The organism is Pseudomonas sp. FBF18, from assembly GCF_024261405.1.
Taxonomy (GTDB): Bacteria; Pseudomonadota; Gammaproteobacteria; order Pseudomonadales; family Pseudomonadaceae; genus Aquipseudomonas; species Aquipseudomonas palmensis.
The window spans coordinates 576,453-591,779 of the sequence record NZ_QKRS01000001.1; the positions used below are offsets into that span (position 1 = coordinate 576,453).

16 protein-coding genes are annotated in these 15,327 nt (G+C 63.8%); 6 read left to right on the forward strand and 10 right to left on the reverse strand.

Translation table 11 applies throughout. The features are described 5' to 3' along the window. Positions 1 to 173: 173 nt before the first annotated feature. Both map and DN387_RS02730 read right to left on the reverse strand, forming a co-directional pair. Positions 174 to 956, reverse strand: a complete 783-nt coding sequence (gene map / locus DN387_RS02725; protein ID WP_043859969.1) for a type I methionyl aminopeptidase — start codon at positions 954 to 956, stop codon at positions 174 to 176. After that, a complete protein-coding gene (locus tag DN387_RS02730) occupies positions 953 to 1,156 on the reverse strand; it encodes a ParD-like family protein (RefSeq protein ID WP_043859970.1) in 204 nt (67 codons plus the stop codon). The genes map and DN387_RS02730 overlap by 4 nt, the downstream gene beginning before the upstream one ends. 102 nt (positions 1,157 to 1,258) lie before the next feature. Between DN387_RS02730 and pcaQ the strand changes: the two genes are divergently transcribed. From pcaQ to DN387_RS02755, 5 genes are all read left to right on the forward strand, one after another. Further along, on the forward strand, positions 1,259 to 2,191 hold the full coding sequence (gene pcaQ, locus DN387_RS02735) for a pca operon transcription factor PcaQ (protein ID WP_043859971.1): 933 nt from the start codon (positions 1,259 to 1,261) through the stop codon (positions 2,189 to 2,191). Positions 2,192 to 2,379: 188 nt separating this feature from the next. Continuing rightward, the gene (locus DN387_RS02740; RefSeq protein ID WP_054914671.1) at positions 2,380 to 3,102 is read left to right on the forward strand and encodes an FKBP-type peptidyl-prolyl cis-trans isomerase; all 723 of its coding nucleotides are present in this window, start codon (positions 2,380 to 2,382) and stop codon (positions 3,100 to 3,102) included. Between the two features lie 276 nt (positions 3,103 to 3,378). After that, positions 3,379 to 3,819, forward strand: a complete 441-nt coding sequence (locus DN387_RS02745) for a YkvA family protein (protein ID WP_043859973.1) — start codon at positions 3,379 to 3,381, stop codon at positions 3,817 to 3,819. A 99-nt stretch (positions 3,820 to 3,918) separates the two neighbouring features. Next, positions 3,919 to 4,266 (forward strand): helix-turn-helix transcriptional regulator, encoded by a 348-nt coding sequence (locus DN387_RS02750; RefSeq protein ID WP_054914670.1) that lies wholly within the window; start codon positions 3,919 to 3,921, stop codon positions 4,264 to 4,266. Then, complete coding sequence (locus DN387_RS02755) at positions 4,263 to 4,631, forward strand: hypothetical protein (protein ID WP_043859975.1); 369 nt, start codon at positions 4,263 to 4,265, stop codon at positions 4,629 to 4,631. Before DN387_RS02750 ends, DN387_RS02755 begins: the two co-directional genes overlap by 4 nt. Here the strand turns inward: DN387_RS02755 and DN387_RS02760 are convergent. Continuing rightward, positions 4,613 to 6,388, reverse strand: a complete 1,776-nt coding sequence (locus tag DN387_RS02760; protein WP_054914669.1) for a GGDEF domain-containing protein — start codon at positions 6,386 to 6,388, stop codon at positions 4,613 to 4,615. The genes DN387_RS02755 and DN387_RS02760 overlap by 19 nt on opposite strands. Positions 6,389 to 6,511: 123 nt before the next feature. Continuing rightward, complete coding sequence (locus DN387_RS02765) at positions 6,512 to 8,593, reverse strand: carboxy terminal-processing peptidase (RefSeq protein ID WP_167400229.1); 2,082 nt, start codon at positions 8,591 to 8,593, stop codon at positions 6,512 to 6,514. Positions 8,594 to 8,732: 139 nt separating this feature from the next. Between DN387_RS02765 and DN387_RS02770 the strand changes: the two genes are divergently transcribed. Then, positions 8,733 to 9,695: an NAD(P)H-quinone oxidoreductase gene (locus DN387_RS02770; RefSeq protein WP_043859978.1), complete on the forward strand. Its 963-nt coding sequence runs from the start codon at positions 8,733 to 8,735 to the stop codon at positions 9,693 to 9,695. 59 nt (positions 9,696 to 9,754) lie between these two features. Here the strand turns inward: DN387_RS02770 and DN387_RS02775 are convergent, their stop codons facing one another. From DN387_RS02775 to DN387_RS02800, 6 genes are all read right to left on the reverse strand, one after another. Continuing rightward, the gene (locus DN387_RS02775) at positions 9,755 to 10,408 is read right to left on the reverse strand and encodes an HAD family phosphatase (RefSeq protein WP_043859979.1); all 654 of its coding nucleotides are present in this window, start codon (positions 10,406 to 10,408) and stop codon (positions 9,755 to 9,757) included. Positions 10,409 to 10,432: 24 nt separating this feature from the next. Then, positions 10,433 to 11,422 (reverse strand): ABC transporter ATP-binding protein, encoded by a 990-nt coding sequence (locus DN387_RS02780; protein ID WP_043859980.1) that lies wholly within the window; start codon positions 11,420 to 11,422, stop codon positions 10,433 to 10,435. 1 nt (position 11,423) lies between these two features. Further along, positions 11,424 to 12,221, reverse strand: a complete 798-nt coding sequence (locus DN387_RS02785) for an ABC transporter permease (RefSeq protein WP_054914667.1) — start codon at positions 12,219 to 12,221, stop codon at positions 11,424 to 11,426. Beyond that, the gene (locus DN387_RS02790) at positions 12,208 to 13,050 is read right to left on the reverse strand and encodes an ABC transporter permease subunit (protein WP_088514012.1); all 843 of its coding nucleotides are present in this window, start codon (positions 13,048 to 13,050) and stop codon (positions 12,208 to 12,210) included. Before DN387_RS02790 ends, DN387_RS02785 begins: the two co-directional genes overlap by 14 nt. Further along, positions 13,047 to 13,853: an alkaline phosphatase family protein gene (locus DN387_RS02795; protein ID WP_054914666.1), complete on the reverse strand. Its 807-nt coding sequence runs from the start codon at positions 13,851 to 13,853 to the stop codon at positions 13,047 to 13,049. Before DN387_RS02795 ends, DN387_RS02790 begins: the two co-directional genes overlap by 4 nt. A gap of 79 nt (positions 13,854 to 13,932) precedes the next feature. Next, positions 13,933 to 14,997 (reverse strand): ABC transporter substrate-binding protein, encoded by a 1,065-nt coding sequence (locus tag DN387_RS02800; protein WP_043859983.1) that lies wholly within the window; start codon positions 14,995 to 14,997, stop codon positions 13,933 to 13,935. Positions 14,998 to 15,327 lie beyond the last annotated feature (330 nt).

A 15,327-nucleotide genomic window follows, 5' to 3' on the forward strand; every position in this document is an offset into this window, starting at 1 on the left:
GGGGGCCTCGGCGTCTCTGTCCATGCTGGATAAGCTCGCTAACCTTACAACCGTCGCTCCCCGGGAAGGGGGCCGAGAGATTATCCGGCACGGGCGGTGATCCAAGCGCCCCACAAGCCCCCCTGAAGAACCGGAACATCAAAAGCACGATCAGCAGTGCGATGGTGAGCCAGTCACCCGACCATGCCCCGCTCTTCCTCACGCAAGGTCAACACCTCGACCCCCTGCGCCGTCACTGCCACCGTATGCTCCCACTGTGCCGACAGGCTGCGGTCCCGGGTGATCACCGTCCACCCGTCCTTGAGCGTACGCACCCCACGCCCACCCTGGTTGATCATCGGCTCGATGGTGAACACCATGCCCGGCTTGAGCACCAGCCCGCTGTTGCGGTGTCCGTAGTGCAGCACCTGCGGCGCCTCGTGCATCTGCCTGCCGATGCCGTGCCCGCAGTACTCACGCACCACGTTGTAACCCGCGCCCTCGGCAAGCCGCTGTATCGCATGCCCCACATCACCCAGCGTGGCCCCGGGCCGCACCTGGCGAATGCCCGCCCACAATGCGGCATAGGTGGTATCGACCAATTGCCGCGCCTCGTCGGCAATGGCGCCCACCGCATACATCTTCGACGAGTCGGCAATGTAACCACCCTGTTCCAGGGTGATGTCCACATTGATGATCGACCCCGCCTTCAGCACCTCGTCGGCACTTGGCACGCCGTGGCACACCACATGGTCGACGGAGGTGTTGAGCGAATACTTGAACCCGTACTGCCCCTTGCTGGCCGGACGCGCCTTGAGCACATCGACGATGTACGCCTCGGCACGGTCGTTGATCTGCAAGGTGCTGACCCCTGGGGCGACAAAGCCGTCCAGGTGCTCGAACACCCGCGTCAGCAATTGCCCGGCGGTACGCATCAAGGCCAGTTGCTGCGGGTTCTTCAGGATCACCTCGCTCATGCGATCAGCTCCCTGAGGCTGGCCTGCTCCTGGCGCAGCAACTGGCGCAACAGTTCCTGGTAGGTCATGTGCGGGTTGAGCTCGGCCAGCATGCCGATGCGAATCCAGTACTCGGCCTGCGCGTTGATCGAGCGCGACACCGCGCCGCTGGCAATGCGCAGGTCTTCATGCAGCGCGTCATCGATCTTGACGATACCCATGGCAATACTCACTCTGTATACGAAGCGTATATATAGCATATAGCTGGTGTGTTGTTCGAGGCCGGCGCCGCAAAGGGGCTGCGGTTGCGATAAACTCCGGCCATGAACCTCGACACCCGCATCAAGTTCCGCCACCTGCTGTGCTTTCTCGAAATCGCCCGTCAAGGCAGTTTCGCCAAGGCCGCCGACGCCGTGGCCATCAGCCAGCCGGCGATTTCCAAGACCCTCAAGGAGCTCGAAGAACTGCTGCAGACGCGATTGTTCGAGCGCGGCAAGCAGGGTGTCGAGCTGACTGCGGCCGGGGTGCGCTTCATGCGCTACGCCGGCCCGTGCGTACAGGCCCTGCGCGAAGGGGTGAGTACCCTGCGCGGCGAGGAACACGCGCCGCCGCAGGTGAAGATCGGCGTGCTCTCGACCGTCGAAAGCCTGCTCATCCCCGAAGTGATCTGCCGCCTGCACCAGCGCCACCCGGCCCTGGTGGTCAGCGTTGCCACCGGCCCCAGTGCGCACCTGCTGGCGCAATTGCACGTGGGGGAGCTGGACCTGGTGATCGGGCGCATGACCGACAGCCCGCAGATCCAGGGCCTGCTGTTCGAGCATCTGTACAGCGAGTCGATGTCGCTGGTGGTGCGCCCCGGCCACCCGCTGCTGGCACGCAGCCCGATCGAGCGCAACCAGGTGGGCCAGTACCCGCTGGTACTGCCCCTGGCCGGCACCACCATTCGCAAGCATGCCGACAGCCTGTTCGTGCAATGCGCCATCGAACAACCGCAGCAACGTCTGGAAACGCTTTCCCCGGCACTGAGCCGGCGCTATGTGCTGGGCAGCGATGCGGTGTGGGTGGCCCCGCGTGATGCGGTGCGGGTCGACCTGCAGCGGGGCGAGCTGTGCGAGCTCGACCTGGGCGTGCGCGAACCCGGTGGCTCGGTGGGTATCTGCAGCAATGCCGCGCTGCCACAGGCCCTGCCGGCCCAGTGGTTGTGCCAGGTGCTGCGCGAAGTGGCGGGGCAGTACCGCGAAGGACACTACCCGTAGATTTCATCCAGATCCGGGGCGTTGGCTGCAATACTGGCCACTGGCTTATCGGCTGCATGAAGAAGCCTTCACCTGGCTGAACTTCTCGACCTTTTGTCGCTCTCATGCCGGTAGCCATTGGTCGTGGCCGCCTGATAAGCTCGCGGCTTTACTCGATTGCCCTTTTGGCGCATGAACAAGGAAATAGCATGAAACAGCATCGGTTGGCGGCTGCGGTTGCCCTGGTTAGCCTGGTACTGGCGGGTTGCGATTCGCAGACCAGCGTCGAGCTGAAGACCCCGGCACAGAAAGCTTCCTACGGTATCGGCCTGAACATGGGCAAGAGCCTGGCACAGGAAGGCATGGACGATCTCGACTCCAAGGCCGTGGCCCAGGGCATCGAGGACGCTGTCGGCAAGAAGGAACAGAAGATCAAGGACGAAGACCTGGTCGAAGCCTTCGCCGCGCTGCAGAAGCGTGCTGAAGAACGCCTGGTCAAGATGAGCGAAGAGTCGGCCGCCGCCGGCAAGAAGTTCCTTGAAGAAAACGGCAAGAAGGACGGCGTGGTCACCACCGCGTCGGGCCTGCAGTACCAGATCGTGAAGAAGGCCGAAGGCGCCCAGCCCAAGCCTACCGACGTGGTCACTGTTCACTACGAAGGCAAGCTGATCGACGGCAAGGTGTTCGACAGCTCCGTCGAGCGCGGCAGCCCGATCGACCTGCCGGTCAGCGGCGTGATTCCGGGTTGGGTCGAAGGCCTGCAACTGATGCACGTGGGCGAGAAGGTCAAGCTGTTCATCCCGGCTGACCTGGCCTATGGCGCACAGAGCCCTAGCCCGATGATCCCGGCCAACTCGGTACTGGTGTTCGATCTGGAACTGATCGCCATCAAGGACCCGGCCAAGGCAGCAGAAGACGCTGCTGAGAAGTAAGCGTCCCGCTGTGTGCACAACGCCCCGTCTCGACGGGGCGTTGTCGTTTATGGATCGGGCTGAACCGTGGGAGCGATCTGACGTCACACCTTGGTGGCGTGCGCAACTGTGACGGCTTTCGCAAAGTGACCGCGTAATGAAACAGGTGTGTAAAAAACGCCCGATTTGACCCAGGCCCTTGCCTGGCGGGCACGCCGAGCCTGAAAATGGCCTCTGTTCACAAGGTTATCCACAAATACTGTGGATAACCTTCCCGGCCCTGCCGTTGGAGGTGGTATGAAAGCACCCTGGAATTTTGCCCGTTTCCTGCCGCTGGCCGAGCGCCTGTTGAGCCGGGGGCGCCTGCCAGCGCTGATCTTCGCCGTGGCGCGCAAGGGCCCGAGCCTGGGCAAGCTCAAGGATGACGTACGCCTGCTGCAGGCGCTGTGCGTGGCGTGGTGGCGTGGCGAGTACCGTGCCATCAGCTCAAGGGCACTACTGACCATCGTCGCCGGCCTGCTGTACTTTGTCAGCCCGCTGGACGCGATCCCGGACTGGCTGCCCGGCATCGGCCTGCTCGACGATCTCGCCGTACTGGCCTGGGTGCTGAAGACGTTCGACAGCGAGCTGGCGGCTTTTCGCGCCTGGCGCAATCGTCAGTCTCCCGAGAAACTGCGCGTGGTCGAGCGCCTGCCCGACACCCCCGAAGCGTTGCGCCTGGAGCAGGGAAAGCGCTAAATCCGGTTACACCCTGCAATACTGCGCCGGCTGGTACTATATTTGGCATAAGCGCTATACCGAGCGATTACATGCGCAGGTTCTTACAAGGGGGTTGTAATGGGTATTCAGGTTATCAGCCGAGACGGTCAACCCGAGTACGCGGTCGTGCCCTGGGAGCACTATCAAGCGTTGTTGAAGGCGGCAGGTCAACCGGCCGCCACGGCGCAGCCGGCAGGCGTCAACGCCAGCGCCGCTGCACCCACGCCGGCCAGCCTGCCCACATTGGGCGAGCTGGCCGCGTTGCGTGAGGCCAAGGGCCTGGCTGCCGAGCAGCTGGCGCGCAAGGTGGGCATCAGTCCGGTGTACCTGGCGCTGATTGAAAGCGGTGAGCGCGAGCCGGATGCCGCGATCCGCCGCAGCCTGGCCTGGGAGCTGGGCGTGGCAGGCTGGAGCGAGCCGTCGTGAGCGGCGTGCGGATCAGCCGTCAGCAATGGGAGGGGCTGCTGGGCGAGCTGGACGTGGCACGCCGGCAACGCCACCTGCTGACCTACCGCGCCTTGCTCGAACGCCTGGAGCTGCCAAGCCCGGCGATGCAGACTCTGACCGCCGCGCTTGAGTACCTGGCGGTGATCGATGCACGCGCCGAGCAGCCACTGCGCAGCTCGCTGGTGATCAGCCAGGGGGCCAGCCGATTGCCACGTACCGGCTTTTTCGAATGCGTCGAGCGCCTGGGGCGGTTTTCCGGGCCATCGGACGGCATGGCCGCAGCATCCTGGCATGCCTCGGAAGTGGTACGGGTGTTCGAGTACAGCTATCCCGAACAGGCCTGAGGCGCCAGCGCCGTATCGATCAGGTACAGGCTGTGCCCGGGCACATCCTTGGCATGGTGCTTGGCCTGGGAGGCGAGGTCGGCCAGTTGGCCGGCATCCAGTTGCGCGCAGGTATGCGCATGCAGTTGCACCACACCGATCGAGAGTGACAGCAACGGGAATTCCTGGCGCTGGCCCAGGCGGTTGTGCGCGATGAAGCACCCGGCCTCCAGGTGCTCGGTGCGGTAGAAGCGCCGACAGGCATTCTGAAAGTCGTCCAGCAGCACGTTCAGGCGCTGCTCCCAATCCTTCGAACCCAGTACCAGCATGAAGTCGTCGCCACCGATATGGCCGACGAAGTCCCGGCTGGGGTCGACCCGTTCGCTCAGGCACTGGGCCAGGCTCAACAGCACTTCGTCGCCCTTGGCATAGCCATAGATGTCGTTGAAGGGCTTGAAGCTGTCGATGTCCACATAGCAGATCGCCGCCTCGCGCTGTTGCTGCAGCAAGCGGGTCAGGCATTGCTGGATCGGCACGTTGCCCGGCAACAGAGTCAGCGGGTTGGCATAGCGGGCCTGCTGCAGCTTCTGTTCGGTGATCAGCTTGAGCACGTCGATCACCCGCCCCAGGCCCAGGTAGCGACCGTTCTGGGTAATGATGAAGTCTTCCTCGATGCGCTGGCGCGCGCGGCTGGTCAGCAGGCGGCTGACCTTCTGCAGCGACTGGTTGAGCTCCACCGCCAGAAAGTCCTCGTTCATCAGCCGGCTGATCGGCTTGCGCGCATACAGGTCGGTGGCGAACGGCTTGAGTAGCGCGTCGGACAGCGAATGGCGGTGCACGATGCCGCAGGGGCGCTGGGCATGGTCGAGAACAGCCAGCGAGTTGAGGTTGGCCTGGCGGCGAAACAGCGCCAGTACCTCCAGGGTCGCCGTATCGCCACTCACGGCCGGTTGCTCGTTGAGCAGCGCACTCAGATCGCGGCCGTCCTCACCCAGCACCACCGCGCCACTGTGCGTCGCTGACGGCAGCATGGCGGTAGCGTCGCGGGGCGGTTGCTCCTGCGGCCGGCACAGCAGGTAGCCCTGTACCAGGTCGACCCCCATCTCGGTGAGCACCGCCAGCTCCTCGGCCAGCTCGATGCCCTCGGCAATCACCTTGGCCCGCGACGCCTTGGCGATCTGCAGGATCGAGCCGACGAACTCGCGCTTGACCGCATCCTGGTGAATGCCGTCGATGAAATGCCGGTCGATCTTGACGTAGTCCGGGCGCAGTTCCGACCACAGGCGCAGGCTGGAATAGCCGGCGCCCAGGTCGTCCAGGGCAATCGAAAAGCCCATGTCGCGGTAGTGGTGCAGGGCGTTGAACAGCAGTTGGAAGTCGTCGGTGGGGGTTTGTTCGGTCAACTCGATGACCACCCGGCTGGGTGGGATGCCCAGGCTCTGCAGCAGCTTGAGCGTGCGCCCGGACTGGTATTGCGGCTCGAGCAACGACTCGGGCGACACGTTGAGGAACAGCTTGCCTTCCAGTTGCTGCTGGCTGAAACGCCGGCACGCGCTTTCGCGGCAGGCCACCTCCAGTTCGGTCAGGCGGCCGGCATGGCGGGCCACGGCGAACAGGTTGATGGGGGAGTGCAGCGGGCTGTTGGACGGGCCGCGGCTGAGGGCTTCATAACCGAGGATGCGTCGCTCGGACAGGCAGACGATGGGTTGGAACAAGCTGTGCAAGCCGCTTTGAGCCAGGATGGAGCTCAACGCGCTGAGCTGTTCGGTCACGGTCATGGCAGGGCTACCTTGAAAAAAAGGGACTGGGGCCATCGGCGCCCAGTCCCTTATTTCACGACAGAATGATGACTGTTTGATGACCCGAAAAGGGCACCGTCACATTATTTTGCCATTATCGTTTCAGTGCTTGGCCACCGAGGAATTCAGCCCCAGGTAGTCCAGCAGGATGCGCCCGGTTTCGGCGAGGTACGCGTCATCTTCCGGCTTGGTGTCATCCGGCTCGACCGGCAGAGCGTCTTCGTCTTCCTTCTTCAGTTCCTTGAGCGGCTCTTCGCCCTTGGCCTTGCGCCGGATGTTTTCCAGCGCCAGCTGCTTGCCTTCGATGTCGGCATGGCGAGCACGGCGTTCCACCTCGTTGAGGCTGACGGTCTTCTCGTTCATCAACTGCTGGGTCAGGGCCAGGCGATCGCGAATGTAGACGAACTCCGGGTCCTTGGCGCTGCGGTTTTCGTGGCGTGCCTTGAGTTGCGCAAGGAACGGCTTGAACGGGTCGACGGCCGGCTTGATGGCCGGGCGGATGGTGTCCCACGGCATGGCTTCAGGCAGGGCGCTCTCGCCGATCTCCTTGGTGTCGATGATCGACGGGTAGTCGATGTCCGGCAACACGCCCTGGTGCTGGGTGCTCTGCCCGGAAACCCGGTAGAACTTGGCCAGGGTCAGCTTGAGCTCGCCATGGTTGAGCGGCTGGATGGTCTGCACGGTGCCTTTGCCGAAGGTCTGGCCACCGATGATCAGGGCACGGTGGTAGTCCTGCATGGCGCCGGCGAAAATCTCCGAGGCCGAGGCCGACAGGCGATTGACCAGCAGCGCCAGCGGGCCCTTGTAGAAGGCACCGGTGTTTTCGTCTTCGAGCACGTCGACACGGCCGTCGGCGTTGCGTACCAGTACGGTGGGGCCCTTGTCGATGAACAGGCTGGTCAGCTCGGTGGCTTCCTGCAGGGAGCCGCCGCCGTTGTTGCGCAGGTCGATGACCACGCCGTCGACCTTTTCCTTCTGCAGTTCGGTGAGCAGTTTCTTCACGTCACGGGTGGTGGACTTGTACTCCGGATCCCCGGCGCGGAACGCCTTGAAGTCGAGGTAGAAGGCCGGGATCTCGATGATGCCCAGCTTGTAGTCGCGTCCGTCCTGCTTGAGCTTGAGCACCGACTTCTTGGCGGCCTGTTCTTCAAGCTTGACCGCTTCGCGGGTGATCGAGACGATCTTGCTGGTCTGGTCGTTAGGCGCGTTGCTGGCCGGGATGACCTCCAGGCGCACCACGGAGCCCTTCGGGCCGCGGATCAGCTTGACCACTTCGTCCAGGCGCCAGCCGATCACGTCGACCATTTCCTTGTCGCCCTGGGCCACGCCGATGATCTTGTCGGCCGGGGCCACTTGCTTGGTCTTGGCGGCAGGGCCAGCCGGCACCAGGCGCACGATCTTGACCTGGTCGTTGTCGCTTTGCAGCACCGCACCGATGCCTTCGAGCGACAGGCTCATGTTGATGTCGAAGTTCTCGGCGTTGTCGGGCGACAGGTAGTTGGTGTGCGGGTCGTACGACTGGGCGAAGGTGTTGATGTAGGCCTGGAAGATATCTTCGGCGCGGGTCTGGTCCAGGCGCGCGAGCTGGTTCTTGTAGCGCTTGGTCAGCAGTTCCTGGATGGCCTTGGGTTCCTTGCCGGCGATCTTCAGGCGCAGCACCTCGTCCTTGACGCGTTTGCGCCACAGGTCGTCGAGCTCGGCCTGGTTCTGCAGCCACGGAGCGTCCTTGCGGTCGACCAGCAGGGTTTCCTGGGTGGTGAAGTCGATCTTGTCGACGCCCTTGTTCAGCTCGGCCAGGGCGAAGTCCAGGCGCGATTTCACGCGATCAAGATAACGTTTGTAGATGGTGAAGCCCGGGTCCAGGTTGCCGCTCTTGAGGAAGTCGTCGAACTGCGTCTTCCACTTGTCGAACTCGGCAATATCGCTGGCCATGAAGTAACTGCGCGAGGGATCGAGCAGTTTGATGTAACTGTCGTAGATGATGACCGAGCGCGCATCATTGAGTGGCGGCTTGCTGTAGTGGTGGCGCTTGAGCAACTCGACCACGTTCAGGCTGGCGACCACTTCATCGCGGTCTGGTTGCAACTTGTCCCAACTGTTGGCGGCCGAAGCGGCGCCGGCCAGCGGCAAGCTGCCAAGGCCGATCATCAGGGCGAGGGCAGTGCTGGGCAGGAGATGCTTCATGCTGATTCGACGTAGGGGCAATTGATCACGCATATTAGGCCGTCTTTGAATTCGCCGGTTCCATGGAGCCGGACGCATAATGCAAAAAGCCTGGTGCCAAGGCAGCCAGGCTCAGTCATGACTCAACTATGGAGGCACTGTGAAGGCATTGCAAGGCGTTGACGGACATGTGGAGTGGGTTGAGACGACAAGTCCAACTTGCGATGTAGGTCAAGTACGCATCCGCGTGGCAGCGGCCGGGCTCAATCGCGCCGACCTGTTGCAGCGTGCCGGATTGTACCCGCCGCCACCGGGCGCCAGCGAGTTCCTGGGCCTGGAATGTGCCGGGGTGATCAGCGAAGTGGGAGCCGGGGTGTCCTGGCAGGTGGGCGACCGGGTATGCGCACTGCTGGCCGGTGGCGGCATGGCCGAAGAGGTGGTGGTCGACGCGCGCCACGTGCTGCCGGTGCCCGAGGGCCTGAGCCTGCAGCAGGCGGCTGCGATCCCGGAGGTATACGCCACGGCCTGGCTCAACCTGTTCCAGCTGGGCGGCCTCAAGCCGGGCGAGAAGGTGTTGCTGCACGCCGGCGCCAGCGGCGTGGGGTCGGCGGCCATCCAGCTGTGCAAGGCGTTCGGCAGCCCCAGCTGGGTCAGCGTGGGCTCGGCCGAGCGGCTGGCCTATTGTCAGGCGCTGGGCGCCAGCGGTGGCGTGGTGCGCGGTGACGATATAGAGGCGCTGAACGACTTCGCCCCGTTCGATGTGATCCTGGACCCGGTGGGGGCCAACTATGCGGCGCTCAACCTCAAGCTGCTGGCCCGTGACGGGCGCTGGGTGATCATCGGCCTGATGGGCGGGCGCAAGGCCGAGCTGGACCTGGCCCAGGTACTGGCCAAGCGGGTGCAGGTGACCGGCTCGACCCTGCGCAATCGCGATGACCAGTTCAAGGCCGACCTGCTCAGTGACCTGGGCCAACAGGTGTGGCCGCTGTTCGCCGAAGGGCGCTTGAAGCCGCAACTGGTAGGCAGCTATGCGGTGAAGGACGCCGAGGCGGCGTATGCCGAACTGGCGGGCAACCAGGTATCGGGCAAGTTGGTGCTGGTGATCGACGACAGCCTGGTATAGGGCCCTGTTCGCCGGCAAGGCCGACTCCTGCAGGAGCCGACCTTGCCGGCGAACTTTTTTCAGGCCCAGGCCAGAATCGGCCAGCCATTCTTCTCGGCATGCTCGCGCAGTACCGGGTCCGGGTTCACCACATACGGGTGGTCAACCTTCAGCAGCAACGGCAGGTCATTGCGCGAATCGGAATAGAAGCTTGCGCCTTCCAGGTTCTCTTCCTGCTGGTCCAGCCACTCCAGCAAGCGGGTGATCTTGCCTTCGCGGTAGGTCAGGGTGCCCACGGTCTTGCCGGTGTAGAACCCTTTTTCCACTTCCAGCTCGATGCCCAGGTACTCGTCGATCCCCAGGCGCGCGGCAATCGGTCCCACCAGATGCACACCCGAGGCCGAGATCACCAGAATTCGATCCCCCGCCTTGCGGTGCTCGGCAATGGTGCGGGTGGCCTCACTGAAGATGATCGGCTCGATGAAGTCTTCCACCCACGGCTCGACCAGATGATCGACTTCCTCTGGTGTGCGCCCGATCAGCGGCTCCAGGCTGAACGCCATGTAGTCTTCCATCGCCAGGTGCCCCTTGCCGTAGGCCTCCATCAGCTCACGGTCCCTGCGCAGGAACGACTCACCGTCCACCCAGCCCAGGCGCACCATCTGCTCGCTCCACAGCGAGGCGCAGTCGCCGTGGATCAGGGTTTCATCCAGATCGAAAATCGCTAAAGCCATAACAACAAAACTCCTGTTCGGCCCTCAGGCAACTTCGCAGAGGGCGGTGGGATCGATGGACAAGGATACCCGCTCGCCGTCCGCATGCAGATCGGCGGCTGAACGATTGAGCACATCCACCACGAGCTCCACACCACGCGCTTCGATGCGGTAGCGGATCACGTTGCCCAGCAGGCTGTGACTGCGCACCAGGCCTTCGCGTTCGCCTTCCAGGCTCAGCGCGATGGCTTCGGGGCGGATTGCCAGGCGGCTGTTCACCGTACGTTGCAGCAGGCGGCTGGCACTCTGGGCATCGAGCAGGTTGTAGTTGCCGATGAAGCCGGCCGCGAAGGCATCCACGGGTGCGGTGTACAGCGATTCGGCATCGCCACTCTGCACGATGCGGCCCTGGTTCATCAGGAAGATGCGGTCGGACATGGTCAGCGCCTCTTCCTGGTCATGGGTGACGAAGATGGTGGTCAGGCCCAGCTCGCGCTGGATCTGGCGGATCTGTTCGCGCAGGTGCTTGCGGATGCGTGCATCCAGCGCCGACAGCGGCTCGTCCAGCAGCAACAGGCGCGGGCGGGTCACCAGCGAGCGGGCCAGGGCCACGCGCTGGCACTGGCCGCCGGAGAGCTGGTGCGGGTAGCGGCTGGCAAAGTCCTGCAACTCGACCATGCGCAGCGCCTCGAGTACCCGTGGGCGGCTGTCTTGGCCCTTGATCTTCTGCATGCGCAGGCCGAAGGCGACGTTCTGTTCCACGCTCATGTTGGGGAACAGCGCGTAGCTCTGGAACACCATGCCGATGCCGCGCTTTTGCGGGCTCTGCGGTACCAGGTCCTGCCCGTCGAGCAGGATCCTGCCACTGTCTACAGCGGTCAGGCCGGCGATGCAGCGCAGCAGGGTGGACTTGCCGCAGCCGGAGGGGCCGAGCAGGGTGACGAACTCACCGCGGCCGATCTCGCAGTTGATGTCGTTGAACACCGCGCTGGCGCCGTAGCTTTTTTGCAGGTTCTGGATGCTGACGAAGCTCATTTCAGGTCTTGTCCTTGTTCAGGCGGTTGGCTGCCCAGGTCAGCACCAGCACGAAGAGGAAGTAGGAAATCACCAGCGCGCTGTTGAAGTGCCCGCTGCTGTTGCGCATGTTGTTCAGGTACACCTGCAGCGTCTCGTAGCGGGTGCCCACCAGCAGGTTGGCAAACACGAACTCGCCGAACAGGAACGAGAACGACAGCAGCAGCGCCACCATCAGGCCCTTGCGCAGGTTGGGCAGCACCACCAGAAACGCGGCCTGCCAGGTGTTGGCCCCCAGCAACTGGGCGGCATCCATCAGGTCGCGCAGGTTGATCGCCTGCAGGTTGTTGGTGATGGCGCGGTACATGAAGGGCAGGGCCACGGTGAAATAGCAGCCGATCAAAATCCACGGCGTGCCGACCATCGCCATCGGCCCCGAGCCATACAGCTGCAGCAGCCCCACCGACGACACTACCGGCGGCACCGCGAAGGGCAGCAGGATGAGGATGTTCATCAGTGCGTCGAGCCTGGGGAAGTGGTAGTGCACCACGAACAGCAGCGGCAGGATCAGCAGCACCGACAGTACCAGCGCGCCCACGCACACCAGCAGCGACTGGCCGAAGGCGGCCAGAAAACGCGGCTCGCTCCACAGCGCCAGGTACCACTTGAAGGTCAGCCCGCTGGGCAGCAGGCTCGCCGACCAGCTGGTGGACAACGAATAGAGCAGGGTGCCGGCCAGCGGCAGCAGCAGGATCACGAACAGCACGTACACCACCACGCGGTGGTAGAGCCCGGCCGGGCCCGATTCAGCGCGAGACATGGTAGCTCCTCTTCAGCAGCCACTGGTGCACCAGCGTGACCAGGGTCATCAGCCCCACCAGGATCATCGCCAGCGCGCTGGCCAGGTTCGGGTCCAGCGAGATGTCGCCGGACACCAGCGCGGCGATGCGGATCGGCAGCACGTTGAAGTTGCCGGTGGTCAATGCGTACACCGTGGCGTAGGCGCCCAGTGCGTTGGCCAGCAGGATCACGAAGGTGCCCAGCAGCGCCGGGGTCAGCACCGGCAGGCCGATCAGGCGCCAGTAGTCCCAGGCGCTGGCGCCCAGCAGGGCGGCCGATTCGCGCCAGTCTTCGCGCAGGGCGTCGAACGCCGGGTACAGCAGCAGTACGCCCAGCGGGATCTGGAAGTAGGTGTAGAGGATGATCAGCCCGGTCTTGGAGTAGAGGTTGAAGTCCTCGATGATCCCGGCCTGCTTGAGCAGCAGGGTCAGCGCGCCGTTGAAGCCGAGCAGGATGATGAAGGCGAAGGCCAGCGGCACCCCGGAGAAGTTGCTGGTCATGTTGGCGAAGGCGTTGACGAAGTCGCGCAGGCGCGAGTCTACCTTGCGCAGCGAATAGCTGCCCAGGATGGCGATCAGGATGCCGAACAGACTCGACCAGAAGCTGATCTCCAGGCTGTGCTGGATGGCCTGACGGTAGAACTTCGAGCCCAGCACCTTGCTGAAATTGTCCAGGCCCCAGCCGCTTTCGGCCTGCAGGCTGTGCACGGCCACCCAGGTCAGCGGGGCGATCTGGAAGATGATGAAAAATACCGCGAAGGGCAGCAGGCACAACAGCGCCAGCCATTTGCCACGGGTGATCGAGTTCACGAGAGCAGCTCCCGGCATACCGGCTTGTCGTGGGGGATGCCGAGCAGTTCGCATACGGTGCCGCACAGTTCGGTCTGCAGGGGCTTGGCGGCCGGGTCGAGGCTGAACCGGTCGCCGAACACGAACAGCGGCACTTCGCGCTCCTCGGGCAACACGCCGTTGTGCGAGCGGTCGTTGTTCATGCCGTGGTCGGCGGTGATCAGCACCTGGTAGCCGTCCTGCAGCCAGGTGCTGAGGTAGTCGGCCAGCAGGATATCGGCGCTGCGTGCGCTGTTGCGGTACTGGCTGCTGTCCAGGCCGTGCTTGTGCCCGGCATCGTCGATGTTCATCGGATGCACCAGCAGGAAGTTCGGTGCGTGCTTGCGCCGCAGGTACTCGGCGTCGGCGAACAGGTGCGAGTCGGGGTAGTGGTCGGCGTAGTAGAACAGGCCATGCTGGATCGGCAGTTTCGGCGCATGGGTGTGGCGGTCACGCAGCGGTTCGAAGGGGGAGCGGTTGTACAGCTCGCTGACCCAGTGGTAGGCCGCGGCGGCGGTGCTCAGCCCGGCGTCGCGGGCGTAGTGGAAAATGCTGCGTTGGGTGGACAGGCGCGTGACGTTGTTGTGCACGATGCCGCTGTCGATCGGCGGCACACCGGTGAGGATGCATTCGTAGAGTGGTCGCGACAGTGCCGGCAGCTCGCATTCCAGGCGGTACAGGGCAGCGCGGTCTGCTTCTACATAGGCATGCAGGTGGCCCATGGCGTGGTGGGCCACCTGGTGGTTGAGGCCGTCGAGGATGACGAGGATGACGTTGTGGTTCATGGGTGGCTCCGGTGACAGCGATGACCACATCGCGGGTCAAGCCCGCTCCTTGTGGGAGCGTGCCTGACCCGCGATGGTTTCACTCCATCTCGATGATGACCTGCTCCTGCCACTTCTGCGGCAGGGCCTTGGAGGTGGCTTCCCATGCCGCTGCATCCTTGATCGGCTGCGCCGGCGCGTACTGCTCGTTGGGCAGCAGCTTGGCCTGCACGTCCGCCGGCAGCTTCAGGTGCTCGGCACGAATCGGCCGCGCATGGCCGATGGCCAGGTTGGTCTGCCCGGCATCGCTGAAGATGTATTCACGGGTCAGCTTGGCGGCGTTCGGGTGCTTGGCGTACTTGTTGATGATGGTGGTGTAGCCGGACATCACCGAGCCGTCGGACGGGATCAGCACCTCGAAGCGTTTCGGGTCGATCTGCTCGCGGTAGCTCAGGCCGTTGAAGTCCCACACCACGCCGACCTCGATCTCGCCCTTCTCAAGGGTCTGGATGGTCGGGTTGGCCAGCGACAGGCGCTTCTGCTGGGCCAGCTTGGTGAACAGTTGCAGGCCCGGCTCGATGTTGGACTCGTCGCCCTTGTAGGCAATGGCTGCAGCCAGTACGCCGTTGGCCGCCTGGGCAGCGGTGCCGACGTCACCGATGGCGACCTTGTACTTGCCCTTTTCCAGGTCGTGCCAGGTCTTGGGAATGTCTTCTTCCTTGACCAGCTGCTTGTTGATGATGAAGGCGATGGTGCCGGTATAGGCCAGTGCCCAGTGTCCGTCCTGGTCCTTGGCCCAGGTCGGTATCTGCTCCCAGGTGCTGGGCTTGTACGGCTGGGTCACGCCCTTGGCCAGCGCAATGGGGCCGAAGGCGGCGCCGACGTCGCCGATATCGGCGCTGGCGTTGTCTTTCTCGGCATCGAACTTGGCCACTTCCTGGGCCGAGCTCATGTCGGTGTCCATGTGCTTGAGGCCGTACTTGCTCGCCAGGTCCGCCCAGGTGCCCTTCCAGTTGGCCCAGGCATCGGGCATGCCGACGCTGTTGACGACGCCTTCCTTGCGGGCGGCGTCCTCGAGGGCCTTGAGGTCGGTGTCCGCGGCCATGGCCGAGGTGCACAGGGCAATACTGGTGCCTAACAGTGAGGCCAGAAAAAGCTGTTTCATCCGAAGCTCCTTGATGGGTGCCGTGCAAAACGCTGAGAGGGTTTCGATTCGGTTGGTCTAGGTCAGCAATACCCGAGCCAAGGTAGGCCGGTTGCATGACAGTTTGATGTCGAAGGCGCCGCGCCAGGTGTGTGCAGCGGCCCTGAAAATAGAGCGTAGACCAGTTTCAAGTGCTTGATCCGCAACGCCTTGACCGCACTCGACCGGGCCTGTGCGTGACCGTCCGGCGCGCTGTCATGTGCCGTTCATGTGGATTGCCTAGGCTTTGGTTACTCCGCCCGGCCATCGTCGCTGCGCCGTTCTGGCACACGCACCAGGCTGGACTAGTCC

What these genes read in the sequence shown, in the direction of transcription:
- DN387_RS02740 (WP_054914671.1), top strand. Translation starts at nt 2,380, where the DNA reads ATGAAACAGCATCGGTTGGCGGCTGCGGTTGCCCTGGTTAGCCTGGTA.
- DN387_RS02765 (WP_167400229.1), bottom strand. Translation starts at nt 8,593, where the DNA reads ATGAAGCATCTCCTGCCCAGCACTGCCCTCGCCCTGATGATCGGCCTT.
- DN387_RS02785 (WP_054914667.1), bottom strand. Translation starts at nt 12,221, where the DNA reads ATGTCTCGCGCTGAATCGGGCCCGGCCGGGCTCTACCACCGCGTGGTG.
- DN387_RS02745 (WP_043859973.1), top strand. Translation starts at nt 3,379, where the DNA reads ATGAAAGCACCCTGGAATTTTGCCCGTTTCCTGCCGCTGGCCGAGCGC.
- DN387_RS02795 (WP_054914666.1), bottom strand. Translation starts at nt 13,853, where the DNA reads ATGAACCACAACGTCATCCTCGTCATCCTCGACGGCCTCAACCACCAG.
- DN387_RS02760 (WP_054914669.1), bottom strand. Translation starts at nt 6,388, where the DNA reads ATGACCGTGACCGAACAGCTCAGCGCGTTGAGCTCCATCCTGGCTCAA.
- DN387_RS02780 (WP_043859980.1), bottom strand. Translation starts at nt 11,422, where the DNA reads ATGAGCTTCGTCAGCATCCAGAACCTGCAAAAAAGCTACGGCGCCAGC.
- DN387_RS02775 (WP_043859979.1), bottom strand. Translation starts at nt 10,408, where the DNA reads ATGGCTTTAGCGATTTTCGATCTGGATGAAACCCTGATCCACGGCGAC.
- DN387_RS02730 (WP_043859970.1), bottom strand. Translation starts at nt 1,156, where the DNA reads ATGGGTATCGTCAAGATCGATGACGCGCTGCATGAAGACCTGCGCATT.
- DN387_RS02800 (WP_043859983.1), bottom strand. Translation starts at nt 14,997, where the DNA reads ATGAAACAGCTTTTTCTGGCCTCACTGTTAGGCACCAGTATTGCCCTG.
- DN387_RS02750 (WP_054914670.1), top strand. Translation starts at nt 3,919, where the DNA reads ATGGGTATTCAGGTTATCAGCCGAGACGGTCAACCCGAGTACGCGGTC.
- map (WP_043859969.1), bottom strand. Translation starts at nt 956, where the DNA reads ATGAGCGAGGTGATCCTGAAGAACCCGCAGCAACTGGCCTTGATGCGT.
- pcaQ (WP_043859971.1), top strand. Translation starts at nt 1,259, where the DNA reads ATGAACCTCGACACCCGCATCAAGTTCCGCCACCTGCTGTGCTTTCTC.